Here is a 24,849-nt window from a genome sequence, read left to right as displayed (position 1 = left end):
ATTCAATAGCGGTTCTACACGCTTTCTGGAACCTTTTTCCGCTTTGTGTCTGGCAAAATATACCGGAGAGAAAATGGAGGGGAGTGCGCCATGCTACAGCGCCATAGCCAGATCGGCGATTACCGGCTCAGCGATCGTTTCGAGCGCAAAGACGGCCGGGTGTTCCTGACCGGAACTCAGGCGCTTGCGCGTATCATGTTCGATCAGGCGCGCCGGGACCGCGACGCCGGGCTGAACACCGCCGGGTTCGTGTCCGGCTACCGGGGATCGCCGCTCGGCGGGCTCGATCTGGAGCTGTGGCGCAACCGGGCAAAGCTGAAACAGGACCGGATTACCTTCATGCCCGCGGTCAACGAGGACCTGGGGGCAACGGCCGTGCTCGGCGCGCAGCAGGCGGTGCTCGATCCGGACTGCGAGGTCGAGGGCGTCTTTTCCATGTGGTATGGCAAGGGGCCGGGGGTCGACCGCTCCGGCGACGCCCTACGCCACGGCAATGCCTATGGCTCGGCGCCAAAGGGCGGCGTGCTGGTGGTGGCCGGCGACGACCACGGCTGTGTTTCCTCGTCGATGCCGCATCAGTCGGATGTCGCCTTCATGACCTGGTTCATGCCGACGCTGAACCCGGCCTCGGTGGAGGAATATCTGGAATTCGGCGAATACGGTTTTGCCCTGTCGCGATTTTCCGGCACCTGGGTGGGCTTCAAGGCGATTTCGGAAACGGTGGAATCCGGCCGTTCCGTGGAGCTCAGACCCGACCGACGCTTCATCATTCCCGAGTTTGATTTTCCTCCTGGCGGATTGCATGTGCGCCGCGCGGATCTGCCGAGCGTGGAGATCGAGACCCGCATCGGCCATAAGCTGCGCGCCGTGGAGGCCTTCGTGGAGGCCAATCCGATCGACCGGCACATCTACGAGGTGCCGGACGCGCAATTCGGCATCGTCACCACAGGCAAGGGACACCTGGACCTGATGGAGGCGCTGCGCCTGCTTGGGGTCAATGAGGCCAAATGCCGGGAGCTCGGCATCGACATCTACAAGGTGGGCATGGTCTGGCCGCTGGCGCGGCGGGATGCGCTCGACTTCGTTCGCGGCAAAAGGGAAGTCCTCGTCGTTGAGGAAAAGCGCGGCATTATCGAAAGCCAGTTCAAGGAATATTTCTACGACTGGCCGGGGGACAAGCCGGAAAAGATGGTCGGCAAACACGACGCGGCCGCGACCCGCGACCTGGTGCCCTGGACCGGCGAACTCGAACCGCTGACGCTCGTTCCGATCGTTGCCGAACGGCTGGACCGGTTTTTCCCCGGCGAAAGCCTGCCGGACAAGGCGCGCGCGCTCCTGGCGCCGCAAAAAATCGTGCTCAACACGGAAGGGGCGACGCGGACGCCGTATTTCTGCTCCGGCTGCCCGCACAACACCTCCACCAAGCTGCCGGACGCCAGCCGGGCCGCGTCGGGCATCGGCTGCCATGTGATGGCAAGCTGGATGGACCGCAGCACCGACGGCTATGCCCAGATGGGCGGCGAGGGCGTGCCGATTGCCGTGCGTGGCATCTTCAACGGCGGCCGGCACATGTTCCAGAACCTGGGCGAGGGCACCTGGTATCATTCCGGCTCGCTCGCCATCCGCCAGTCGGTCGCAGCCAAGGCCAACATCACCTACAAGATCCTTTATAACGACGCGGTCGCCATGACCGGCGGCCAACCTGTGGACGGGCCTGTCAGCGTCGCCGGCATCGCCCAGGCTTGCCGGGCGGAAGGCGTTGACCGGATCGCCGTCGCCTCCGACGACATTTCCAAATTCGACGGCACCGACTTCCCCTTCGGCACCACCTTCCACGACCGGGCCGATCTGGACCCGCTGCAGCGGGAGTTGCGCAAGGTAAAGGGCGTCAGCGTTCTCATCTACGAACAGACTTGCGCCACGGAAAAGCGCCGGCGGCGCAAGCGCGGCAAGATGGAGGATCCGAAGCGCTTCGCCTATATCAACCCGCTGGTGTGCGAAGGCTGCGGCGACTGTTCGCTGGAAAGCAACTGTCTCAGCGTCGAGCCGCGCGAGACCCGCTTCGGGCGCAAGCGCAAGATCAATCTGTCGACCTGCAACAAGGACTTTTCCTGCCTCAACGGCTTCTGCCCGAGCTTCGTCACAGTGGAGGGCGGCGAACGTGCGGTCCATGAGGCGGAAGGCCTTGATCCGCTGGCGCTCGCCGCCCGGCTGATCGAACCGGAGATGGCGACGCTCGACGAACCGTTCGACCTTTTGGTGGCCGGCGTCGGCGGCACCGGGATCGTGACCGTCAGCGCGCTCGTCACCATGGCGGCCCATCTGGAGGGGCTTGGGTCCAGCGTGCTCGACTTCACCGGCTTCGCGCAGAAATTCGGCACGGTGCTTGGTTATGTCCGTCTGGCGGCCGCGCCTGAGGATATTCACCAGGTGCGCATCGAGCAGGGCGCTGCGGACGCGGTGATCGGTTGCGACATCGTCGTCAGCTCCTCGCCCAAGGCATCGACGCTTTACCGGCAGGGAACGAAGGTCGCGCTCAACACGGCCGAAATGCCCACCGGCGACCTGGTTCTGCGGCGCGACGCGGACCTCAAGGTCGGTACGCGCGAAGCGGCGATCCGCTCCGCGGTCGGCTGCGACAACGTGACGGCGATCGATGCCAACCGGATCGCGGAGGAGCTTCTGGGCGAGCAGGTCTTCGCCAATATCATCATGCTCGGCTTTGCCTGGCAGCAGGGGCTGGTGCCGATCAGCTGGCAGGCACTGGACCGGGCCGTGGACCTCAACGGGGTTCAGATCGAAAAGAACCGCCGGGCGCTCGCCATCGGCCGTCTGCTGGCGGCGGACCCGGAAGCGCTGCGGCCCTATCTGAACCAGCCGGAGGAAGAAGAACCCGGTCTCGACGAGCTGATAGCGGAACGGGCGGCGTTCCTCACCGGCTATCAGAATGCGGCCTATGCGGAGCGCTACCGGCAAACCATCTCGGCCTTCCGCAAGGCCATACCAGACGAACTGACGGCCATCGCCGCCAAGGCGCTGTTCAAGCTGATGGCCTACAAGGACGAATACGAGGTCGCCCGGCTGCACACTGGCATGGGTTTCGACGAGGAACTGGCGAAAACATTCGCCGGCGACTTCAAGGTCCGCTACCACCTCGCCCCGCCGCTGCTGCCGCTCGGCAAGGATGCGCGCGGGCGGCCGAACAAACGCGCTTTCGGTCCGTGGATCCGGCCCGCGTTCAAGGTGCTTGCCGGCATGAAGGGACTGCGCGGCACCTGGGCCGACCCCTTCGGCCACACCAGCGAACGGCGGCTGAACCGCAGCCTGATTTCCTGGTACGAAGGGGTGCTGGAGACGGTCGTCCGGACAGGTGCTGAAAATCGCGAAACCGTGGCTGACTTGCTCAAGACCCCGCTCGACATGCGCGGCTACGGTCCGGTGTTCGAGGCGGCGGTAGAGAAGGAGCGGGCGCGGGCGGAAAAGCTTCTGGCGGATCTCGGCCACGGCGCTTGAAAGCGGGGAAGGGCAAACCCTACTTCCCGTTTAGCATGTGATCCCCGTTTGATCAGGCTCTTACGGATGCGGCAGGGGAAATCCGTGGCGCTCCGTGAGGGCTTTCAGAATACCGTCCTTGTCGTCAATGAAGGCCGGACGGCCGGTGGCCGGATCCCTTTTGTCCGACAGAACGAGAACGGGCAGGCTCTGGTTCTCCGGTCCGAGAAGGTCCGCGACCTCGGTTCTCGGGCGCGGCCAGGGAATGCGCCGGACATCGATCCTTGTCCCGAGATCCGGGAACGAGGCAAGGACGCCTTCCATCAGGGCGCAGTGCCAACAGTAGAAGGTCGCGCCCGGATAGTCGGGGTCGGAAAATCCCGGCTGCAGCAGGTAGAGCCTGTCTTTCATCGCATTGTCCGGTCTGGTGCGGGAACGCCAGTCTCCTCGATTCCGCCAATTGGTGAAAGGCCAGCCACGTTCGCGCTTGCATTCGTTCGCTGTTGACGTTTACGTAAATGGAAACTGCAAAAGCAAAACGGATTCGGGACCGTGTTCCGAAGGGGAGGGATGAATGCAGCCGGTGATGAGTGTCGCGGAGATATCGGAGTTTCTGGACCGGGAATTTCCGCAGATACATGCGGGCGGGCGGGTCTACGCCATCGACGCGATTTCACCCGGCGAGGCGGTCGTGCGCCTGTCGGCCAATGACATGCATCTGCGTCCCGGCGGCACGGTGTCAGGCCCATCCATGATGGCGCTCGCGGATCTGGCGGCCTATGTGGTGATCCTGGCCCATATCGGCCCGGTGGCGCTGGCGGTCACCACCAATCTCAACATCAACTTCCTGCGCAAGCCGGAACCGGGCGACCTGGTCGCCACCTGCAAGCTTCTGAAGCTCGGCAAGCGGCTTGCGGTCACCGAATGCGGTATCGGCGGGGAGGGCGAGGAAGACTACGTCGCCCACGCGACGGCAACCTATTCGGTGCCGCCGCGCTAGGCGACGGTATCAGCCCAAAGCGTCAGGCCGAGTGGCGCAGATGCAATGCTCTGCGGATCAGCCGCATCACAACAGAGGCAATGACCGCTGCACCGATGAGAATGCCGGTCGCCAAACCGGCACCGCTCATGGTGCCGAACGGCAGTCCCATGGCGGCCGTGAAGACGCCGATCAGGATGCCGACCACCGCGCCGGTCAGGACGACGCAGATGAGTTGGGGCACCACGTCGCCGGTCATCCAGACCGGCAGACGGGCTGACCGGTAGACTTCGCTGAAGATGAGATACAGGAGAATGACCGCCGCAAAGGCGGCGCCTGCCTCCACGAGGGACAGGACGGGAGAAGCGGAAACCATTTTGTTGAGGGTCCACAAAGGGCAAATGCCCGATACGCGATATGCCTTCGCGCCAAGCTTTCCGGCTGGAACCTTGCCTTGCGGGTCTCTCGGTCCGGAGCGCGTATTGTCCGCCTTGTGGTGCCATGTCGGCAAGCGGAATCTTCATTAGGGAGCAGAGATTTCGAGCATGTGCGAAGCCCTGAAACGCGACAAGTAAAATACGATTAGTAAATGTGGTGCGGTAGGTAGGGTGAAACGGGTTATGTCTCAAGCTTGCCAGTGAGTTTTTCGCTCCGTTGTGTTGAGAAACAACAAGGAAAAACTAGCCGGAAAATGGCATCAATTCTTATGCTTAGGATTGAACTGAGACCGATGCTCCCTTAGAGCTCGACGCCGTTCCCTATTGACCATGTGCCTACGTTCAGACGACTTCTTAAAATAAGTCGGTTTGCTTTTGGGGATTGGTAAAGGAGGTTTATTTCGGGGTATTTTGACCTCATCTCGGTTTTGTTTCTCAAAATGATCAGCCATTCGTTCAAGCACGGCTCTATTCGCCATAAGTTCATTAAGTATTGCTTGGTTGTCTGCGGTTGAGGATTCTCCACTTTTTATTGCCACATGAAGAGCTAGCAGTGAAATAAGTAGCGGTAATGCCCATGCGCCTATTTGGATTATTTTCGAAAATAAAGCGCCTAAGTCAGGGTCGATATCAGAAGCTTTATTAATCGCCTCTTCGGGCTTGATTTCATTCCTCTGTAATTTTTCAGCTAGCGAATAGAGTGCCTCTAGGCTGTGGTGACAATTTAATTATTTAAGCCAGAGCATAATGCTTGCGAGCTTGATGAAGCCGATGAAGTTTGCAGCGAGCTTATCGTATCGCGTAGCGATACGGCGCCATTGCTTGAGTTTGGCGAAGTAGCCTTCTATTCCCCACCGGTTCTTGTATGCGATTTGGTCGTAGTGATGCTGATGCTTGCGATGGCGGCGTGGCGGAATGATGGGCTCGCCGCCTTGTTCAAGAATAAGATCATGTAGACTGTCAGCGTCATAGGCGCGATCCGCAAGAACCTGCTGTGCATGCAGACCGCTCATGAGACGGCACGCGGGAGCCATGTCATTTTGTTGTCCCGGCCCGATATCGAAGCGAACCGGTAAGCCCAGTGCGTCCACTACTGCGTGGATCTTCGTTCCAAAGCCGCCCCGGGAGCGTCCAAGGGCCTGGGCTTCAGATCCCCCCTTTTGCGCGCTCCGCCCGCGGCTTGGGCATGTGCTCTTATGACGGTCGCGTCGATTGCCAGCCACTCCATGTCCGGCTCACGGGCGATCGCCTCGAATATGCGCTCAAAGACACCAGCTTCAATCCAGCGATAGTAACGCCGTTTGGCTGTCTGATAGGGACCGAACCTGTCCTCTGGCAAATCTTTCCAGCGGGCGCCTGAGCGAGCGAGCCATAAGATCGCATTAAAGAAACGACGTCCGTCACTGCGCGGACCGCGCCGCCCCTGCCGGCCACCCGGAACAAATTCCCGAAGCCGCTCCCATTGATCGTCCCGAAGTATCTCGCCTTCCACACCAGCCTCCAAAAGCCAGTGTTGAATCTGATTTGTCGACCTTTGGGAATCTCCAATTCCTTAAATTGTCACTACAGCCTAGTGCGTCTTTCGAAATACTAGGGTGTATTAGTAGGTTTAATCGATCAGGAAGTGCGTCATATGTGCCTGGGATTATTTCGGCCATCTGACCGCATTTAGGGCAGTCTATCTTACATCCGATGAAAGTATTGTTCATTGCCCCGGCGCCAATGGCAAAGCCAGTTGCAGGAAATAAACCGTGTACAGGGCAAAATGCAGGGGGATGATGAATTGTAGGGTTCATTTGGTTGGAATCCAATTGAGGTAACCGGATTACACCCTTATTGCGAGAGGCGTGTCAAAGCGAATTGGTTGATTAATTTACGGTAATATAATACCGTTTTTATAACATATTGTTTTTGCTTGTAAAATTAAGTCGCTATCCGAATAAACGTGCTTGACCGGTTTTTTGTGCCGGCGTATAAGCTGCGCCGACGAATGTGAAAGTCCGTCTGACGCCTTCACGAGGGGCGCGCGGGCTTTTTTGTTTCAAGACGAAGAACGGATCAAACTCATGAAGACCTTCTCTGCCAAGCCGGCTGAGGTCGAGAAAAAGTGGATCTTGATCGACGCGGAAGGCATGGTCGTCGGCCGTCTGGCGGCCTACATCGCCTACCATCTGCGCGGCAAGCATCTGCCGACCTTCACGCCGCACGTCGATTGCGGTGACAACATTGTCGTCGTCAATGCCGACAAGGTGGTGTTCACCGGCCGCAAGTACGACAACAAGAAGTACTACTGGCACACCGGCCATCCGGGCGGCATCAAGGAACGCACCGCGCGCGCCATCATCGAAGGCAAGTTCCCGGAGCGCGTCCTGGAAAAGGCCGTGCAGCGCATGATGCCGGGCGGTCCGCTGACCAACAAGCAGCTGAAGAACCTCAAGGTCTACGCTGGTCCGAACCATCCGCATGAAGCTCAGTCGCCGGTCCTGGTCGACGTCAAGAGCCTCAACGACAAGAACGACGGCAAGAGGGCTTGAATATGGCTGAGCTGCAATCCCTGGAAGAACTGGGTGGCGCTGTCGAAACCGCTGCCCCCGAAGCGCCGGTCCATGTCCAGAAGCTGGACTCTCTTGGCCGCGCCTATGCCACCGGCAAGCGTAAGGACGCCATTGCGCGCGTCTGGGTGAAGCCCGGCACCGGCAAGATCATCGTCAACAAGAAGGACATGACCGAGTATTTTGCGCGTCCGGTCCTGCAGATGGTCCTGCGTCAGCCGATCATGCTTACCGACCGTGACGGCCAGTACGACATCATCGCCACCGTGAGCGGCGGCGGTCTCTCCGGCCAGGCCGGCGCGGTGCGCCACGGCATTTCCAAGGCTCTGACCTATTACGAGCCGGAACTGCGCGGCGTTCTGAAGAAGAACGGCTTCCTGACCCGCGACAGCCGTGTCGTCGAACGTAAGAAGTTCGGCAAGCGCAAGGCCCGCCGGTCGTTCCAGTTCTCCAAGCGTTAATCGCCGGACCGACTGGTTCCAAGTTCAAGAAACCCGCCGGAGCGATCCGGCGGGTTTTTTCATGCCTGAAGTGCTCTTGGTGCGGCCTTCGTGCGGATTTTCTTTTTGCGGGTTCCCAGGTCGAGCAGACGTCGGAACTTCGGGCAATCCATGTGTGAGGGGTGAGGGCAGTCCGCCACATGGCGGATGGCGTCCTTGAGATGGGTCAGCTTCTTGATCTGCTGGTCCAGCTCGTCTGCGCGGGCGTTTAGTTTATCCCGCGAAATACGCGGCGCGCCTGCTGGTCCCAGCATGGCGGCGATTTCCTCCAGCGAGAAGCCTGCCGATTTTCCAAGCGTGATGAAAGCAAGCTGCTGGATGACCGAAGGCTCGAACAGGCGCTTCAGTCCACGCCGGCCCACCGAGGCGATCAGGCCCTGGTCCTCGTAGTAGCGCAAGGCGGACGCTTTCGTTCCGCTCAGCGCGGCGACCTCCGAAATATCGAGAAGTTTCATCTCTTGACCTCAAGTCGACTTGAATTTGTACGCTAGTCAAACTTTGAGTTTTCTGCAAGAGGAGTGACTTCCAATGTCCAACCCAGAAATGACTGCTTCCGTGCCTTTGTGGCGCGATTTGCGTGCCGTGGCCCTGCTGATGGCCGGTACCTTGAAGATCATGGCGAATGCCACCATCAGTCCCGCGCTTGCGGGTCTGGCAGCGAGTTTCGCAGCGACCGCCCATGCGGGGCTTTTGACGCGGCTGCTCGTGCCTGCTCCCTCCTTTTCGGTGATCCTGCTCGCGCCGGTAGTGGGCCTCCTGGCGGACCGTTACGGCCGCCGGCCGCTTTTGCTTTGGGGGATCGTGCTGTTCGTCATTGCCGGTACGTCGGGGCTCTACCTTCCCGACCTGCCGTCGATCCTGGGAAGCCGGCTCCTTCTCGGCGTTGCGGTCGCGGTCGTGACCACCGCACAGACGGCCCTGATCGGCGATTATTTTTCCGGAGACCGGCGCAGCACGTTCCTGAGCTGGCAGGTGGCGGCGACCAATTTCGGCGGTTTTTTCTTCATCGTTCTGGCGGGTATGCTGGCCGGCGTGTCGCCCCGGCTGCCTTTCGCCGTCTACGGTCTTGCGGCCCTTTGCCTTCCTATTGCCTGGATCGCGGTGACCCGCGAACCCTCGCGCCCGGCACACGTTTCCCGTCCGTCTGAGAGGGACGACGGGAGTGCTGGCAACTGGGGCCTTGCCATTTTAGGTGTGACCGCGCTGACGCTGACAACGGTCATGCTGTTCTTCATGATGCCGACCCAGCTTCCGTTCTTCACGGAGTCTCTGGGGCTGGACAGTGCGTCCTGGACGGCAACCGCGCTCGGAACCCTGACCCTGACCGGTGGATTCGTGGCTCTGGCGCACAGTCGGATCCTCGGACTGCTGGGGCTCGCACGAACCTATGCGCTTGGCTATGCGCTGATGGCCATGGGTTTCGGCCTGCTGTCCACCGGCACGGCATCGCAGCAGCTGCTGCTGGCGACCGCCTCGATCGGTGCCGGCTATGCGCTGGTGATGCCGAACTTCATCATTCAGGCGCTCAGGGCCGCTCCGGCGTGGCGGCGCGGGTTCGTATCCGGCATCGTCACCACGGGGATGTTTTCAGGCCAGCTCATATCGCCTCTGGTCAGCACCCCGATCGCCAATGGCTTGGGGTTCGGGGCGACCTTTGCCGGTACATGCCTGATCCTTGCGGTCATGGCTGCGGCAGCTCTGCTGGCGTCGCTTGCCGGCAGGCGTGGGCAGGCCGATTGATGGCTTGTCCGCCTTTCTGAAACGGGCTAGGGCTTGTGCTCCTGAAGTGTCCGGACCCATGGAGCTATCGATGGATACGAAAAATCCCCTTCCAGTCGACAACGCCTTCTTGGGACAATCGCTCAAAGGCGGCTCTTATGAGCCGGCCTATTCGGGGGCGTTGAGTTTCATGCGCCGCCGCTATAGCCGCGACCTGAACGGCGTCGATCTGGCTGTCTGGGGCATTCCGTTCGACGCGGCGGTCTCCAACCGGCCGGGTGCCCGCTTCGGCCCGCAAGGTGTGCGCCGGGCCTCGGCAATCTTCTGCGGTGATCCGCAGTATCCGTTCCATTTCGATCCGTTCGAGATCCTGGCGGCTGTCGACTACGGCGACTGCGCCTTCGATTACGGCGTTCACGCGGAAATTCCGGGCCATATCGAGGCCCAGGCAACCGAGATCCTCGATACGGACACGCATCTCTTCACCATCGGTGGCGATCACTTCGTCACCTGGCCGCTGCTCAAGGCCCATGCGGACAAGTTCGGGGCCGCTGGCGCTGATCCAGTTCGATGCCCATCAGGACACCTGGGATGACGACGGCGGGCGGATCGACCACGGCAGTTTCGTCGGCCGGGCGGTTCGTGACGGCATCATCGATCCGGAACGCTCCATCCAGATCGGCATCCGCACCCACGCGCCCGATGATTTCGGCATCGAGATCATCCACGGTTACGACATCGACACGCTCGGCATCCAGGGGGTGATCGAGAAGATCGAGGCCCGCAGCGGTGTCGGTCCGGCCTACATGACCTTCGACATCGACTGCCTCGATCCGGCGTTTGCGCCGGGCACGGGCACGCCGGTTTCCGGCGGGCTGTCGTCGCGCGAGGCGCTGGCGATCCTGCGCGGGCTTGGCGGGATCGATTTCGTCGGCGGCGACGTGGTCGAGGTCGCGCCAGCCTACGATCATGCGGACATTACCTCGATTGCCGGTGCCTCCGTGGCGCTCACCTATATCGGCCTCCTGGCCGAGCGGCGGGCGAAGCAGCCGAAATAACCGAACCAGGCGACGCGACTAGCGCAGGACCTGTGGATAGAAAGCGAGCAGGATACCCAGCCCGATCATCAGCAGGCCGCCGGCAAGCTTGCAGAAACCGGCGTATTTTTCGCCCGCAAACCGGTCCACGGCAAAGGCGGCGGCGAGAAAGATGATCAGGTCGTCCAGCATGAAGAACAGGACGTAGAGCAGGATATAGAGATAGTAGGATAGCGGCGAAAGGTCCGCGACCGACAGCACATGGGTGAACAGGGCCGGCATGGCGGACGAGCAGATGAACTCGATCGAGTTCACCGCGAAAGCCAGGCCGACGATACTGGCGAAACTCACCAGACCCAGCGGTGAGGTGACCAGATGGCGGATCCGCATCCGGGTCTTCTGACGGCTGTCGAGATCGCCGACCGCGCAGACCAGTTGCCCACCGCTCCGAATGAATTCCTCCAGATTGAGCGCGCCGAAATAAATGGCTGCCAGCCCGATGAGCACCGTCAGGGTGTGGATATAGCCGAGGACCAGAAACACGTTCAGCCAGGCGGTCATGAACAGGAAATACAGGACGCCTGAGGCGAACAGGAAAGTCCCGATCAGGATATAGATCCGGGACCGGTCCTTTATCCCGATGATCAGCGAAATAAGATAGACCAGCACCCACATGGCGCACGGGTTGAAACCGTCGATCACGCCGAGCACGACGGCAAGGGCGGGCAGGGACAATTTGTACGGATCGATTTCTCCGATGACCGGCAAATCCAGCTTGTCCTGGCTGGAGGGCTCTTCGGCGACTGCTCCGGGATTTTCCGTGCCGTTAAGGGCCTGCCGGATCCACATCTCGATCAGGGCGCCGGTTGTGTCCGCCTCGTGGTAACCGAGCAGATGCTTGTCGCCAATAAACAGCAGCGGTGTGGCGATCTGATCGATCGGGAGGCCATGGTCCCGCATGAACCGGACCATCAACTCCAACTCTTCGTCCAGATTGATGTTGTGGGTCACCAGGCGGAGATCGGGATAGTCGGGCTTGATCCTTTCCAGGAAGGCCAGTTCCTTGCGGCAGTGGGGGCATCCGGGCGCGTAGAAGACATCAACGATAACGCCGGGATTCTCCGGGTCGAGCGTCTCGGCGGCCTGCTGCTCGGGTCCGCGTAGCAGAAGGAAGGCGAGAAGGGCGCCGAGAACAAGGAAAAGCCCGGTGCGGAACCGGGTCTGGAACATCGCTTTCAGGAGGGCTGTGCTGCCGGTCATGCGGGAGGGTCTGCCTGCAACAATCTCATGCGTCTATCATGCCATCGACCGGTGAAGCGAAACAGGGACGTGGTGTCGCGATCCTCGCGAAGTGTTATCGCTGCAAGCCGCACGTATTCGTGCGCCGCTGCCTGTTGTCATTGTCCGGAACGGACGTCCAGAACCGGTAAAGCGGGTGTGCATCGTGCATGCGTTCGTAGAGGGCCACCATACGGTCCAGAAAAACCAGCTTTCCCGCATAGGTGACGATCGTTCCAGAGATCGTCAGCCACAGATGGTTTTCCACGGCGCCGAGAACGGCAACGACAAAACCGACGCCGGCGACCACGGAGAGCAGCAGGGCCTTGTTGGCGTCTTCCTGCGGGATCGGGACCAGCATCCGGTTGAGCCAGATGCGTTCTCCCAGGGTGGCCTTGGCGGCCCAGGATCCGAGATAGGACGGAGGAGAAAAGAGGCGCGGATTGAGCCAGAGCCAGACGATCACGAGACCCGTGGCAAGTGCAGACAGGCCGATGCCGATCCAGACGTGGCTCCAGATCGCCAGGAGCAACAAGGGAAGCGTCGCCATCCGTGAGTACACGCTGAGCGGAGAGGCATGGCGGTTCCAGACTTTCGGGGACATGCCGAGAGCCCTGATCTGCCCGGCAGGCATCGCCTGATAGTGCCTCGGGCGAGGCATGGGGATCTGTTGGGCCTGCTTCATTGCATTTGTCCGGAATTCCGCTCCGTTTTCGTTTCGGGGCACAATCTAGCGCTTCTGTCGGTTTACCGCAATTTCCGGCACGGGATTCCCTGTGATGAAACGCCAAAGTGTTCGGCGTAGAACGCTCCGATCTGTCGTAGCGTTTTGAGGGTCCGTATTGATGAAACCTTGGTAAAATTGCCGATTCACATCTGTTGCTACGTTATCCCGATATAAATGTTTGCGGTTCTAAATTCTCATGAAATTGAAAATATATGACACATCCAGGAGGCCTCATTTCCATGAGGAGAGCCTTCCCCGACAGCAGCCGGTATGAACATGCCGATGCGGTCATCAGCGATTTCATTGCTCGGATCCAGCCGTCCGGCGGACAAGATGCCGCACCGGAAATACCGTTCGACCGCATGATGCTGGAAGAGGGCTGGTTGCGCAGGACGTTCGACCAGGTTTCCGACTATCTCTTTATCAAGGACCGTTAGTCCCGTTTCGTGATGGCCAACAGGACGGTTGCCGCGGACATGGGGGTCTCCTCTCCAGATGAGCTGGTGGGGAAGTCGGATTTCGATCTGCATCCGACGGCTCTAGCCGAAAAATTCTATGCCGATGAGCAGGACATCATGCGCACCGGCACGCCGAAAATCGACTACGAGGAGTTCGTCTATCTTCGTGACGGTCGCCGCCGCTGGGTTGCTTCCTCCAAGTTTCCCCTGCGCTCGGCGTCGGGCGAGATCGTCGGTGTCTTCGGCATCAGCCGGGATATCTCCGTCCGGCGACAGGCCGAAGACCTGGTCAAGGGGCAGAGCCGCGTTCTGGAAATGATTGCCGCCGGCGCCCCTCTGCCGGATATTCTGGAGAACCTCGTCTCCCTTATGGAGGCCCAGCTTTTCGGCGTCTGGGGATCCATCCTCCTGCTCGACGACGACGGCCGTCATCTGCGCCACGGTGCGGCGCCTTCCCTACCCGGGGCCTACTGCGAGGCCATCAACGGGGTCGAGATCGGTCCGGTCGTTGGCTCTTGCGGGACCGCTGCCTTTTTCGGCAAGACCGTGATCGTGGAAGACATCGGTACGGATCCCTTGTGGGCGGACTACAAGGACCTTGCGCTTTCGTTCGGTCTGCGTTCCTGCTGGTCGACGCCGATCTTTTCCCGCGATGGCAAAGTGCTCGGCACTTTCGCCATGTACACGGGACGTGCCGCCGTGCCAGGCGAACGTGAACGCAGTCTCATTCGTGACACGACCCGGATCGCGGCGATCGCGATCGAGCGCTACCGGACCGAAGCGCAGATCCGATACATTGCCCATCACGACAGTCTGACGGGTCTGCCGAACCGGAGGGATTTCTCGTTTCAGCTCGACCGGCTTATCGCGTCCGGGGGAGACCGGTTCGCCTTGATCTTCCTCGATATCGACCGGTTCAAAACCGTCAACGACAGCTTCGGCCATGTGGTCGGCGACATGGTGCTGAAGACCGTTACGGAACGGATCCGGGACAGTCTGGAGCCCGAGGACATGTTTGTCCGCTTCGGCGGAGACGAGTTCGTTATCGTCATAAGGGGAGAACGTGCGGCTCAAAGCACGCTGAATGCACTGTTGTGCGACATCAGCCAGCTTGTCGCACTCCCCATCCATTTCGACGAACAGGCGTTTCATGTCACCTGCAGCATGGGAATTGCGCGGTGTCCGGAGAACGGGACCACATCCGACGATCTGCTGGTGAGGGCAGACAATGCCATGTACCAGGCGAAGGAATACCGGCCGCGACGCGTTCTGTTTCTACGAGGACAGCATGTCGTCGGAAGGGCCGTCCCGAATGCGCCTGCTGGAGGACATGCGTAACGGCATCGAACGAAATGAATTCGTGCTCGAATACCAGCCGCAACTGGACCTTTCCTCAGGCAGAGTCTGCGGCGTCGAGGCGCTGGTGAGGTGGGAGCATCCCCAATTCGGCCGCATGATGCCAGGACAGTTCATTCCTCTGGCAGAGGATGCGGGCAGCATCAAGCTGCTCGGCCGGTGGGTGCTGAACGAGGCCTGCCGCCAGATGAAGGCCTGGCTGGAGACCGGCTACGAGTTGGAGACGATGGGCGTCAACGTCTCCGCCCGCCAGTTCCGGGATGCAAGCTGGATCGACGACGTGCTGAAGGCCCTTGAAAGCAATGGCCTGGAACCGCGTTTCCTCGAACTGGAAATTACCGAAAGCCACCTGATCCAGGACAAGTTCTATGCGGTACAGGTCATGGAACAGCTGCGCGAACTCGGGGTCGGGTTGGCAATCGACGATTTCGGCACCGGGTATTCGAGTCTGAGCGCAATCAGCGAGTTTCCGCTGAACCGGTTGAAGATCGATCAGACGTTTATCGACAAGACGTCATCCGACGACAAGGCCCGCGGCATCGCTAGGGCGATCGTCTCGCTCGGTCAGGTCCTGGATCTCGATGTCGTGGCCGAAGGGGTCGAGACCGCGGACCAACTGGATTTCCTGAAAGCCATCGGCTGCGCCAAAGGGCAGGGCTATTTTCTCGGTCGTCCGGTTGCCGCGGCCGATCTGGAAGAGACGCTTGCCAGGAAAGCCTGACGAAGTGCCTCAGACCCGCCTTGCGACGTAGCTTCCCGGGGCGTCTCCGAGGACTTTTACGCGATTGGCACCGGGCTTTCTGGCCTTGGCAAGGGTGGCGTCCTGTTTGCGGATCCAGGCGTCCCAGTTGGGCCACCAGGAGCCGGGTGTCTCGGTCGCGTTTGCAAGCCAGTCCTCAAGGGACCCTTCCGGTTTGCCGTTGGTCCAGAACTGGTACTTGCCCTTGGCCGGCGGATTGACGACGCCGGCGATATGGCCGGATCCGGACAGGACGTATTCCACCGGACCGCCGAAACAGCCCGAGCCGACGAATACGGACCTGGGCGGGGCGATATGGTCCTCGCGGGTGGCGAGATTGTAGATCGGGATCTTGACCTTGCTCAGATCGAGCTTCTGGTTGTCGATCACCATTTCGCCCTTGGAAAGCTTGTTTTCCAGGTAGCAGTTGCGCAGGTAGAACGAATGGTTGGCCGCCGGCATGCGGGTGCTGTCGGAATTCCAATAGAGCAGGTCGAACGGGAAGGGCTCCTGTCCCTTCAAGTAGTTGTTGACCACATAGGACCAGATCAGGTCGTTGGAGCGCAGCATGTTGAAGGCGGATGCCATCTTGCTGCCGTCCAGGTAGCCGCGCTCGGCCATCCGCTTTTCCAGAACCTGGATCTGCTCTTCGTCGACGAAGACCTTCAGGTCGCCGGCATGGGTGAAGTCGACCTGGGTGGTGAAGAAGGTCGCCGTCTTGATCCGCTCATCACCCCTGGCCGCCATATAGGCGAGGGTGACGGCCAGAAGCGTGCCACCGACGCAGTAGCCGATGGCATTGACTTCCTCCTGCCGGGTGGCGCGCTTGATGACATCGAGCGTGTTGAGGATGCCTTCCTTCATGTAGTGCTCGAAGCTCTTTTCCGCCTGGCGTTCATCCGGATTGACCCAAGAGATCACGAACACGGTGTGGCCCTGATCGACTGCCCATTTGATGAAAGATTTTTCCGGCGTCAGGTCGAGGATGTAGAACTTGTTGATCCAGGGCGGCACGATCATCAACGGCCGCTTCAGGACCTGGTCCGTCGCCGGCGCGTACTGGATCACCTGACAGACGTCGTTTTCCGCGATCACCTTGCCCGGTGTGACGCCGAGATTGACGCCAAGCTGGAACTTGGTCGGATCGGTCTGGCGGATCTTCACGTCGCCATGGCCGGCCTTGATGTCCTCAGCCAGGTGCTGCATGCCCTTGACCAGGTTTGCGCCGTTGCTTTCCATGGTCAGGCGCAACAGTTCCGGGTTGGTCAGGACGAAATTCGAGGGCGAAATCGCGTTGGAGATCTGCTTGACGTAAAACTCGGCCTTGTGCCGGGTATGCTCATCGAGCTCTTCCGCCTCCAGCACCATGTCTTCGGCCCATTTGCTGGTGATCAGGTAAAGCTGCTTGATGAAGTCGAAGAACTGATTCTCATTCCAGTCCGGATCGGCGAACCGCTTGTCGCGCGGCGGCGCGGTGACCGCGGGCGCCGCGGTTTCGCCCATCATGCGTTTCAGCGAGGAATTCCACAGTTCGATATAGCCGGTCCAAAGGCGCGACTGGGCTTCGACGGCGCGCTGCGGATCGGAAATCCAGTATTCGCCCACCTGGGCGAGGGTCTTGATCACGCCCGTCAGTTCGTCCGTGGAATCGTGCGTAATCTCGCCTTTTTCGCGCGGCTCGATGTAGGCGGCCAGAGCCTTACCGGCATTTTCGAGCGTCTTGGCGAGGTTCTGGGCAAAGGCTTCGGGGTTGTTGATGATATACTGCAGCATGGGATGCTGGCGATCGTCGGCCATATGCGCGCGTATCCTCCGAACTTATCTTCTTGTTGGCGCAATGAACGATTGCTTGCGCCAGTCCCCGGCATTATCAGTCATTTATGACATACATAGTGCCGTGACGTCGATTAGGAATTGCAGGTGAACTGGCAATCGGTGGTGTTTTGCTTCTGTCTTGGGGGCTTTGTTTCGGGGTGCGCCATGAGCGACGAAACGTCGCTTGTCGGTGCTCTCAACGCGGAAAACGAGTGGGCTGAACCTGTGGTTCAACAGGAACCACCTGTACAGACAACGTCTGCATCCGCGACAAAAACCCTCGGGACCGGGACCAGGTCTCTGACCGCAGAAGAAGAACGGGAAGCGACCATGGCACACCTGAAGGCGCTGGCACGCGCCAACCAGGAGCGGCAGGGGCGTTCGCCCTCGACGTCCGTTACCGAGCTGAAGCGGTTACAGGCGACCCATGGCGATATGGCCCTTTCGGATATTTCCGGCGCGAATACTGAGCAAAATTAGCCGGCTAGCCCGAATAGGCTGATGCGGAAATGAAAACCTGCTGCTAAAAGAGCGCAGCCGGGCGGCGGATCTCCCGTAGAACCGGCGATGATGATGAGAGTTGAGGACCACGAGGACCCGCGCCATGGAGGAATTTCACAAGACACGGCGGCTTCCGCCTTATGTGTTTGAACAGGTCAACCGGCTCAAGGCGAAGGCGCGCGCGGCGGGGGCGGACATCATCGATCTCGGCATGGGCAATCCGGACCTGCCGACGCCGAAGCACATCGTCGAGAAACTGACCGAAACGGTCCAGAATCCGCGTACCCACCGCTATTCCGCCTCCAAGGGTATTCCCGGCTTGCGCAAGGCGCAGGCGGCCTATTACGGCAGGCGGTTCGGCGTGAAGCTCAATCCGGATACCCAGGTGGTTGCCACGCTTGGCTCCAAGGAAGGGTTCGCAAACATGGCCCAGGCGATCACGGCGCCGGGCGACGTGGTGCTGGCACCCAATCCGAGCTATCCGATCCACACCTTCGGCTTCCTGATGGCTGGTGCCGCGATCCGGGCGATCCCGGCTGAGCCCGGCCCCGACGTGTTCCACGCCCTGGAGCGGGCGGTGATTCATTCGGTGCCCAAGCCGATCGCGATCATCCTGTGCTATCCGGCCAATCCGACCGCCTATTGCGCGGATCTCGATTTCTACAGGGACATCGTCGCCTTCGCGCGCAAGCACGAGATCTTCATCCTGTCGGATCTGGCCTATTCGGAGATCTACTTCACCGATACGCCGCCGCCGTCAGTGCTTCAGGTCCCCGGCGCCATGGACGTGACGGCCGAATTCACCTCCCTGTCGAAAACCTTCTCCATGCCCGGTTGGCGCATGGGCTTTGCGGTCGGTAACGAACGCCTGATCGCCGCCCTTGCCCGGGTGAAATCCTATCTCGACTATGGTGCGTTCACACCGATTCAGGTCGCTGCCTCGGCGGCGCTCAACGGCCCGGACGACTGCATTGTCGAAACGCGGGCGATCTACAAGAAGCGCCGGGACGTCGTGATCGATTCCTTCGCGCGTGCCGGATGGGATATCCCGGCGCCCGACGCCAGCATGTTCATCTGGGCGCCGATCCCGGAAAAATTCCGTCCGCTCGGCAGCCTGGAGTTTTCCAAGCTTCTTCTGGAAAAGGCGGAAGTCGCCGTTGCGCCGGGTATCGGGTTCGGCGAATACGGGGATGATTTCGTCCGCATCGGTCTCGTCGAGAATGAGCAGCGCCTGCGTCAGGCTGCGCGGAATATTCGTCGTTTCCTTGAAACCGCGGACGAAACATTGCACAACGTGGTCCCGCTCGGGGCTTCCCGCTGATTTCTGATACGAACTGGAATTCCTTAAATATGGCAGATGCTTTGAAAGTCGGGGTCGCCGGCCTTGGAACCGTAGGAGCTTCCGTGGTCCGGCTGCTCGCCAAGCATGGAGACATGATAGGCCGCAAGAGCGGCCGTTCGGTGAAGGTGACCGCCGTGTGCGCGCGCGACAAAAGCCGCGACCGGGGGATCGACGTTTCGGGCCTCGACTGGTTTACCGATGCGGTGGAAATGGCGGAAAAGGCCGATATCGATGTCTTCGTCGAACTGATCGGCGGCGACAGCGGACCGGCCGAAGTCAGCGTCCGGACCGCGCTTGCCAACGGCAAGCACGTGGTGACGGCCAATAAGGCGCTGCTTGCCCGCCACGGGGTGGATCTGGCAAAGCTTGCCGAGGAACATGACGTCTGCCTGAATTATGAGGCTGCGGTGGCCGGCGGTATTCCGGTCGTCAAGACGCTGCGCGAATCCATGTCCGGCAACGAAGTGTCGCGCATCTACGGCATCCTGAACGGAACCTGCAATTACATTCTGACCCGGATGGAAGCTGAAGGCATCAGCTTCGAGAAGTGCCTCGCCGATGCGCAACGGCTCGGTTACGCCGAGGCGGATCCGACGTTCGATATCGAAGGCAACGACACGGCGCACAAGCTTGCCATTCTCACCAGTCTGGCCTTCGGCACGGAGATCGCCGACGACGATATTTATATCGAGGGTATCACGTCGATCACCACGGCCGACATCCAGGCCGCGGACGAGCTCGGCTACCGGATCAAGCTCCTGGGCGTGGCGCAGCGGACGGATACCGGCATCGAGCAGCGGGTGCATCCGACCATGGTGCCGAAATCCTCGGCCATCGCCCGGATCGACGGCGTCCTGAATGCGGTGGCCATCGATGGCGACTTCGTCGGCGAAATCGTTCTGGTCGGCCCCGGGGCCGGCGGCGATGCGACCGCATCCTCCGTCGTCGCCGATATCGCGGATATTGCCCGCGGTGACGAAACCCCGGTTCTCGGCATGCCTGCGAAGGATCTGACCGAATACAAGCGGGCCCGCATGCGCCTCCACGAGGGCGGATATTACATGCGCTTGTCCGTTTACGACCGGCCGGGGGCTTTCGCGGAAATCGCCCGCTGCATGGCCGACGCGGGGATTTCTCTGGAGTCGATCGTCCAACGCCGTAACCCGGTGCGGGACGACGAATCCCGCAAGGCCGAGGAAGGCCTGCCTCAGCCTGTCATACTTATTACCTATGAAACGACGGAAGTTGCGGTTAAAGAGGCGCTCGAAGTGGTCATGTCGAAGGGCGTGGTTGCCGACAAGCCGCAGATGATCCGCATTGAAAAGCTGAAGTAACAATTGATTTGTGGGGGCTGGCGCTTCGAGCGCGCCCTTCGGGACAGAGGGACTGGAGATTTAGATGTCGAAAACTGATGCCGCCGGAAGCGCTGCGCTGGATCGTATTCTGACGCTTGAACTTGCACGTGTTGCCGAACGTGCCGCGGTTTCGGCTGCGCGCCTGCGTGGCCACGGTGACGAGATGGCAGCCGACCAGGCTGCAGTGGATGCCATGCGGCGCGAACTGAACCGCCTGCCGATCGACGGGACCGTCGTTATCGGCGAAGGCGAACGCGACGAAGCCCCGATGCTCTATATCGGCGAGAACGTCGGTACCAAGAAGGGGCCGAAGGTCGATATCGCGCTGGATCCGCTGGAAGGCACGACCATCTGCGCCAAGAACCTGCCGAATTCCCTGGCCGTGATCGCCATGGCTCCTGCCGGTGACCTTCTGAACGCGCCGGACAGCTACATGGACAAGATCGCCATCGGACCCGGCTATCCGGCTGGTCTGATCGACCTGGACGCGCCGATCGCCGAGAACCTGGCAGCGGTTGCCAAGGAAAAAGGCGTGAAGATCAATGAAGTCACGGCCTGCGTGCTCGACCGTCCGCGTCATGCCCGCCTGATCGAGGACATCCGCGCAACCGGTGCCGCCATTCGCCTGATCGGCGACGGCGACGTAGCCGGCGTGATCCACACCACCGATCCGGACGAAACCGGCATCGATCTCTATGCGGGTATAGGTGGGGCGCCGGAAGGCGTTCTTGCGGCTGCCGCGCTGCGTTGTATCGGCGGCCAGATGCAGACCCGTCTCGTGATCACCCGTGACGAGCAGGTCGAGCGCGCCCATCGTATGGGGATCGACGACATTTCCCGCAAGTTTACCCTTGAGGAAATGGCCGGTCCGGATGTGTTGTTTGCCGCAACCGGCGTGACCGACGGCAACATGCTGCAGGGCGTGCGTTTCGGCCGGAACTGCATCACGACCCATACGGTCGTCATGCGCTCCTCCACCGGCACTGTGCGGTACCTGAAGGCGCAACACACCCAGCTGGAAAAATTCCACCTCGATTGAGGACAGGCAATTGATGTTGGGCGGATTGCTCCCGACAGGAAAGACGATCTCATGAACGGCCCGACCGGCAGTGACGGTTCGGGCCGTCTTGTTCTGGGCGTTGCCCGTTCGGCAAACGATAACGCGTGGCGGGAACGGCTCGACCAGGCGCAGGCGCTGAATGCCATGACGATTGCTCAGCGGCTCGGTGTGCCCGATGTGCTGGCGCGTGTGATGGCGGCGCGCGGTGTGGAGCCGGAAGGGGCGGAAGACTTCCTGGCGCCGTCCCTGAAGATGCTGATGCCGGATCCGTCCCGGCTGGTCGACATGGACGCGGCCGTCGCACGTGTGGCCGATGCGGTGCAAAGCGGCACCAGGATTGCGATCTTCGGCGACTATGATGTGGACGGTGCAACGTCGTCTGCCATTCTCGCCAAATATCTGCGCTGGCTGGGCCTTGATCCGGTCATTCATATTCCGGACCGGATCATCGAAGGCTACGGGCCGAACGGTCCCGCCATAGAAGCGCTGAAAGATGGCGGGGCGGGGCTGCTTGTCACGGTCGACTGCGGCAGTACTTCCTTCGAGGCCTTCGAGGTGTCCAAGAAGCTTGGTCTTGAAGTGGTGGTCATCGATCATCACCAGGTCGGCGAGGAACTGCCCGAGGTTCGGGCACTGGTGAACCCGAACCGGCAGGACGATCTGTCGGGGCAGGGGCATCTGGCCGCCGTCGGCGTCACGTTTCTGTTCCTGGTCGGGTTGAACCGGGAACTCCGGCGGCGGGGCTTTTTCCAGGGGCATGGCTTCCAGGGGCGGGGCGAACCGGACCTGATGGCGCTTCTGGATCTGGTTGCGCTCGGCACTGTGTGCGATGTGGTGCCGCTCAAGGGGCTGAACCGCGCCTATGTCACCCGTGGCCTTGCGGTTATGCATAAACGGCTGAACCCCGGGCTCTCTTCACTGGCAGATGCGGCACGGGTCGCGGGAAAGCCGGCGCCTTACCATCTGGGCTTTCTGCTCGGGCCCCGTATCAACGCCGGCGGGCGGATCGGCGACGCGGCGCTGGGCGCGCGGCTGCTGACCTGTGAGGACGGCTACGAAGCGCGTGAGATTGCCGCGCGGCTCGACCAGCTCAACACCGAACGCCAGGCCATGGAAGCCGTCATGCTGGAGCAGGCCGGCGCTCAGGCCGTCATCGCGCTTGAGCAGGGCGACCCGGCCGTGTTGATTACCTGCTCCGACGACTGGCATCCGGGCATTGTGGGTCTGATTGCATCGCGTCTTAAGGAAGCGCATCGCCGGCCCGCCTTCGCCATCGCCTTCGACGAAACCGGCAAGGGCACCGGGTCCGGACGGTCCATCCAGGGGGTCGACCTGGGCAAGGCGGTACGCCAGGCTGTCGACTTGAAGCTCCTGGAAAAGGGCGGCGGCCATATGATGGCAGCGGGCCTGACGGTGATGCGAGACAAGCTCGATGACCTGACCGCCTATTTCAACGAAACGCTGGCTGAGGATGTGGAAGAGGCGGCGTCGAAGCGCGATCTGAAGATCGACGGGGCTCTGACGGCGACCGGTGCTACGCTGGATCTGATGGAAAAACTGGAACAGGCCGGCCCGTTCGGCGCCGGGCATCCGGAACCGGTGTTCGCTTTTCCCGCCCATCGGGTCGCCTTTGCCGATGTGGTCGGTAAGGGGCATGTGCGCGCAAGTATTGCCGCGCCGGACGGAACCTCCCTAAAGGCGATTTCCTTCAAGGCGGACGACAGGCCGCATGGCAAGATGCTGCTGGAGGGACGGGGGCGGAACCTGCACGTGGCGGGAACGCTGTCCATCGATACCTGGCAGGGCAGTCCGAAGGTGCAGCTTCGTATCCTGGATGTGGCAGACCCGCAAAAAGTCCGGATCTGATTGCCTTGTTAATTATGCTTAATCGACGTTAACCAATTGGCAACGTCCCCGGCCTAGCCTTTCTGCAGGCAGAAGGAATCGCCGGGGGCTGACATGCACGCTCAGGAAGAGCTGAAGAACCTTTTCACCGAAATCGAGCAATCCAGCGACCGTGCGCTTGCCGGCCTGCAGAAGGTCAGGGCGACCACGAAACTGGAGGCCTTCCCGAGCAACCGGCAGATGGCAATGCTGCAGGCCGCTTTTCTCGGCGCGCTGGCCTCGCTGATGGCGCTCTGGATCAGCCGCGGAGCCTAGGGTACGGACTCATAAAATTCTATTTTCAGGCGCCAATCCGGCAAAGAAAAGCGAGGAAAAGCCTGAAGAACCATGCGCGTGCATGGTGCAAAGGCTTTGATGCGGCTTGCCGCAGCCGGATTGGTGTCCTTTGGATCGACCAGGAAATGGCTGCCTCCTGCGTTGCAAAATCTTGAAAACCTCGCGGGTTTCCTGCGATTTATGCGCCTTGGATACAGCTATTTCCTGATCGACCTGAATACAGAATTTTGTAAGTCCGTACCCTAGAGCATCGGGCGATAACGCTGCCCGTTCCTCTTTACCTGCCCCGAAATATCGGGCAGAGGTGGCACCGGATTCATCTCTCCCGGAGCCTTTTTCGATGCAGGACTACCCCATCGCCTTGTGTGCGCTCAATCTTGGCTTCGCGCCTGCGTCGCCTGCCGCCTTCGCCGCGCATATCGAAGACAAGATGCTGGAAGCCGCCCGCCAAGGCGCGCGCCTTATCCTGTTTCCGGAATATGCGATCGAAGCCGCACTCGCCTGGAAGCCGGACGGCCTGCCGGCGACGGAGGAAATGGCTTTTCTCGCGGGCGCAGGGGCGGACCTGCTGGCATTGCTGCGGCCCTTGCCGGCGCGCCACGGGATTTCGCTCCTATGCGGCTCCATGCCGGTTGCCTGTGAGGGCGGATATACCAATACCGCCATTCTTCTGACTGTCGACGGACGGGAAATCCGGCAGGACAAGCTGTCCCTGACACCGGGCGAGCAGGACGAAGAGAGCTGGCAGCTCACGCCGGGAACCGCACTGAAGACCTTCGACCTGGACGGTCTGCGCATGGCAATCCTGATCTGCCTGGATGTGGAGATGCCCGCGCTTTCGTGTCTGCTGGCTCCGGAAAAGCTCGACCTGCTGTTGGTGCCGTCGATGACGGAAAAGCTCTCCGGCTATCACCGGGTCTTCGGCTGCGCGAAGGCGCGGGCGGTGGAGTTGATGACGGCCGTGGCCGTTTGCGGGACCGTGGGGGCTGCGAAGGGCACGACCCAGATGTTGACCAACGTCTCCGGGACGTCCCTGTTTCTGCCTTGCGAGGAAGAGCTGGGTTTTACCGGTATCGGCGTTGAAATTAGTCCGACCGGAGGGGAGGCCGGGGAGGAACCGTTCGCAATCGCAAAGGTGCCCGTTGAGAAGATACGGGCCCTTCGTGGCGGTTCGGCGGAGGTTTGGCCCGGGTCCTGGTCGGCAGAGCATGTTTCCGTCGTTAGGGCGGCTGGCTAGTTTTTCCATTGGCAGTTTTTAGCAGGCAAATTAAGCAACTTTTCACAAAATGCGCACATTGTGCACTTATAGCTGGACATAGCC

22 protein-coding genes and 1 pseudogene are annotated in these 24,849 nt (G+C 60.7%); 16 read left to right on the top strand and 7 right to left on the bottom strand.

Going from position 1 to position 24,849, the window contains the following annotated elements:
- Nucleotides 1-90 precede the first annotated feature (90 nt).
- Entirely contained in the window at nucleotides 91-3,513 is a 3,423-nt protein-coding gene (locus ABIN98_RS24130) for an indolepyruvate ferredoxin oxidoreductase family protein (protein WP_346913953.1), read from the top strand.
- A 60-nt stretch (nucleotides 3,514-3,573) separates the two neighbouring features.
- Here ABIN98_RS24130 and ABIN98_RS24125 read toward each other — a convergent pair whose 3' ends face one another.
- A complete protein-coding gene (locus ABIN98_RS24125; RefSeq protein WP_346913951.1) occupies nucleotides 3,574-3,903 on the bottom strand; it encodes a DUF3088 domain-containing protein in 330 nt (109 codons plus the stop codon).
- A 163-nt stretch (nucleotides 3,904-4,066) separates the two neighbouring features.
- Between ABIN98_RS24125 and ABIN98_RS24120 the strand changes: the two genes are divergently transcribed.
- The gene (locus ABIN98_RS24120) at nucleotides 4,067-4,492 is read left to right on the top strand and encodes a PaaI family thioesterase (RefSeq protein ID WP_346913949.1); all 426 of its coding nucleotides are present in this window, start codon (nucleotides 4,067-4,069) and stop codon (nucleotides 4,490-4,492) included.
- 22 nt (nucleotides 4,493-4,514) lie between these two features.
- Here the strand turns inward: ABIN98_RS24120 and ABIN98_RS24115 are convergent, their stop codons facing one another.
- Together ABIN98_RS24115 and ABIN98_RS24110 are read right to left on the bottom strand one after the other, a co-directional pair.
- Nucleotides 4,515-4,847 carry a hypothetical protein gene (locus tag ABIN98_RS24115; RefSeq protein ID WP_346913947.1) on the bottom strand — a complete coding sequence of 111 codons (333 nt, stop codon included), beginning with the start codon at nucleotides 4,845-4,847 and terminating at the stop codon, nucleotides 4,515-4,517.
- Nucleotides 4,848-5,636: 789 nt separating this feature from the next.
- Nucleotides 5,637-6,400, bottom strand: a protein-coding gene (locus tag ABIN98_RS24110) for an IS5 family transposase (RefSeq protein WP_346907107.1) whose coding sequence is annotated in 2 segments (ribosomal slippage) — nucleotides 5,637-6,070 and nucleotides 6,070-6,400 — 765 coding nt in all. Because the reading frame shifts where the segments join, the coding sequence is not laid out codon by codon here.
- 574 nt (nucleotides 6,401-6,974) lie between these two features.
- On the opposite strand from ABIN98_RS24110, the gene rplM reads away from it, so the two are divergent.
- Nucleotides 6,975-7,442, top strand: a complete 468-nt coding sequence (gene rplM / locus ABIN98_RS24105; RefSeq protein ID WP_346913945.1) for a 50S ribosomal protein L13 — start codon at nucleotides 6,975-6,977, stop codon at nucleotides 7,440-7,442.
- A 2-nt stretch (nucleotides 7,443-7,444) separates the two neighbouring features.
- A complete protein-coding gene (gene rpsI, locus ABIN98_RS24100; protein ID WP_346913943.1) occupies nucleotides 7,445-7,921 on the top strand; it encodes a 30S ribosomal protein S9 in 477 nt (158 codons plus the stop codon).
- 59 nt (nucleotides 7,922-7,980) lie between these two features.
- On the opposite strand, the gene ABIN98_RS24095 is transcribed toward rpsI, so the two are convergent.
- The gene (locus ABIN98_RS24095; RefSeq protein ID WP_346913941.1) at nucleotides 7,981-8,415 is read right to left on the bottom strand and encodes a helix-turn-helix domain-containing protein; all 435 of its coding nucleotides are present in this window, start codon (nucleotides 8,413-8,415) and stop codon (nucleotides 7,981-7,983) included.
- Nucleotides 8,416-8,488: 73 nt separating this feature from the next.
- Here ABIN98_RS24095 and ABIN98_RS24090 point away from each other — a divergent pair, with 73 nt between their 5' ends.
- Nucleotides 8,489-9,700, top strand: a complete 1,212-nt coding sequence (locus ABIN98_RS24090) for an MFS transporter (RefSeq protein ID WP_346913939.1) — start codon at nucleotides 8,489-8,491, stop codon at nucleotides 9,698-9,700.
- A 70-nt stretch (nucleotides 9,701-9,770) separates the two neighbouring features.
- Nucleotides 9,771-10,737 (top strand): annotated as a pseudogene (gene speB / locus ABIN98_RS24085) (agmatinase).
- An 18-nt stretch (nucleotides 10,738-10,755) separates the two neighbouring features.
- Here the strand turns inward: speB and ABIN98_RS24080 are convergent.
- Nucleotides 10,756-11,976 (bottom strand): glutaredoxin, encoded by a 1,221-nt coding sequence (locus ABIN98_RS24080; protein WP_346913937.1) that lies wholly within the window; start codon nucleotides 11,974-11,976, stop codon nucleotides 10,756-10,758.
- Nucleotides 11,977-12,070: 94 nt separating this feature from the next.
- Nucleotides 12,071-12,679, bottom strand: coding sequence for a DUF6653 family protein (locus tag ABIN98_RS24075; RefSeq protein ID WP_346913935.1), 609 nt, complete (start codon nucleotides 12,677-12,679; stop codon nucleotides 12,071-12,073).
- A 281-nt stretch (nucleotides 12,680-12,960) separates the two neighbouring features.
- Here ABIN98_RS24075 and ABIN98_RS24070 point away from each other — a divergent pair, with 281 nt between their 5' ends.
- The 3 genes from ABIN98_RS24070 to ABIN98_RS24060 are packed head-to-tail and all read left to right on the top strand — an operon-like array spanning nucleotide 12,961 to nucleotide 15,256.
- Entirely contained in the window at nucleotides 12,961-13,158 is a 198-nt protein-coding gene (locus tag ABIN98_RS24070) for a hypothetical protein (protein WP_346913933.1), read from the top strand.
- Between the two features lie 12 nt (nucleotides 13,159-13,170).
- Nucleotides 13,171-14,517, top strand: coding sequence for a diguanylate cyclase domain-containing protein (locus tag ABIN98_RS24065; protein ID WP_346914097.1), 1,347 nt, complete (start codon nucleotides 13,171-13,173; stop codon nucleotides 14,515-14,517).
- Nucleotides 14,492-15,256, top strand: coding sequence for an EAL domain-containing protein (locus tag ABIN98_RS24060; protein ID WP_346913931.1), 765 nt, complete (start codon nucleotides 14,492-14,494; stop codon nucleotides 15,254-15,256). The genes ABIN98_RS24065 and ABIN98_RS24060 overlap by 26 nt, the downstream gene beginning before the upstream one ends.
- Before the next feature lie 9 nt (nucleotides 15,257-15,265).
- On the opposite strand, the gene ABIN98_RS24055 is transcribed toward ABIN98_RS24060, so the two are convergent.
- Complete coding sequence (locus ABIN98_RS24055; protein WP_346913929.1) at nucleotides 15,266-17,071, bottom strand: class I poly(R)-hydroxyalkanoic acid synthase; 1,806 nt, start codon at nucleotides 17,069-17,071, stop codon at nucleotides 15,266-15,268.
- A gap of 183 nt (nucleotides 17,072-17,254) precedes the next feature.
- Between ABIN98_RS24055 and ABIN98_RS24050 the strand changes: the two genes are divergently transcribed.
- The 7 genes from ABIN98_RS24050 to ABIN98_RS24020 all read left to right on the top strand — a co-directional run bounded on the left by ABIN98_RS24050 (nucleotide 17,255) and on the right by ABIN98_RS24020 (nucleotide 24,765).
- A complete protein-coding gene (locus ABIN98_RS24050) occupies nucleotides 17,255-17,569 on the top strand; it encodes a hypothetical protein (RefSeq protein ID WP_346913927.1) in 315 nt (104 codons plus the stop codon).
- Between the two features lie 124 nt (nucleotides 17,570-17,693).
- Nucleotides 17,694-18,911 carry an LL-diaminopimelate aminotransferase gene (locus ABIN98_RS24045; protein WP_346913925.1) on the top strand — a complete coding sequence of 406 codons (1,218 nt, stop codon included), beginning with the start codon at nucleotides 17,694-17,696 and terminating at the stop codon, nucleotides 18,909-18,911.
- A gap of 29 nt (nucleotides 18,912-18,940) precedes the next feature.
- Nucleotides 18,941-20,266 carry a homoserine dehydrogenase gene (locus ABIN98_RS24040; protein WP_346913923.1) on the top strand — a complete coding sequence of 442 codons (1,326 nt, stop codon included), beginning with the start codon at nucleotides 18,941-18,943 and terminating at the stop codon, nucleotides 20,264-20,266.
- A 64-nt stretch (nucleotides 20,267-20,330) separates the two neighbouring features.
- The gene (gene glpX, locus ABIN98_RS24035; protein WP_346913921.1) at nucleotides 20,331-21,326 is read left to right on the top strand and encodes a class II fructose-bisphosphatase; all 996 of its coding nucleotides are present in this window, start codon (nucleotides 20,331-20,333) and stop codon (nucleotides 21,324-21,326) included.
- A 51-nt stretch (nucleotides 21,327-21,377) separates the two neighbouring features.
- Entirely contained in the window at nucleotides 21,378-23,213 is a 1,836-nt protein-coding gene (gene recJ, locus ABIN98_RS24030) for a single-stranded-DNA-specific exonuclease RecJ (protein WP_346913919.1), read from the top strand.
- A gap of 93 nt (nucleotides 23,214-23,306) precedes the next feature.
- On the top strand, nucleotides 23,307-23,507 hold the full coding sequence (locus ABIN98_RS24025; protein WP_346913917.1) for a hypothetical protein: 201 nt from the start codon (nucleotides 23,307-23,309) through the stop codon (nucleotides 23,505-23,507).
- Between the two features lie 361 nt (nucleotides 23,508-23,868).
- The gene (locus tag ABIN98_RS24020) at nucleotides 23,869-24,765 is read left to right on the top strand and encodes a nitrilase-related carbon-nitrogen hydrolase (protein WP_346913915.1); all 897 of its coding nucleotides are present in this window, start codon (nucleotides 23,869-23,871) and stop codon (nucleotides 24,763-24,765) included.
- Nucleotides 24,766-24,849 lie beyond the last annotated feature (84 nt).

This window comes from uncultured Roseibium sp. (assembly GCF_963675095.2).
Classification (GTDB): Bacteria; Pseudomonadota; Alphaproteobacteria; order Rhizobiales; family Stappiaceae; genus Roseibium.
This window is presented reverse-complemented; position numbering and strand designations above follow the sequence as displayed.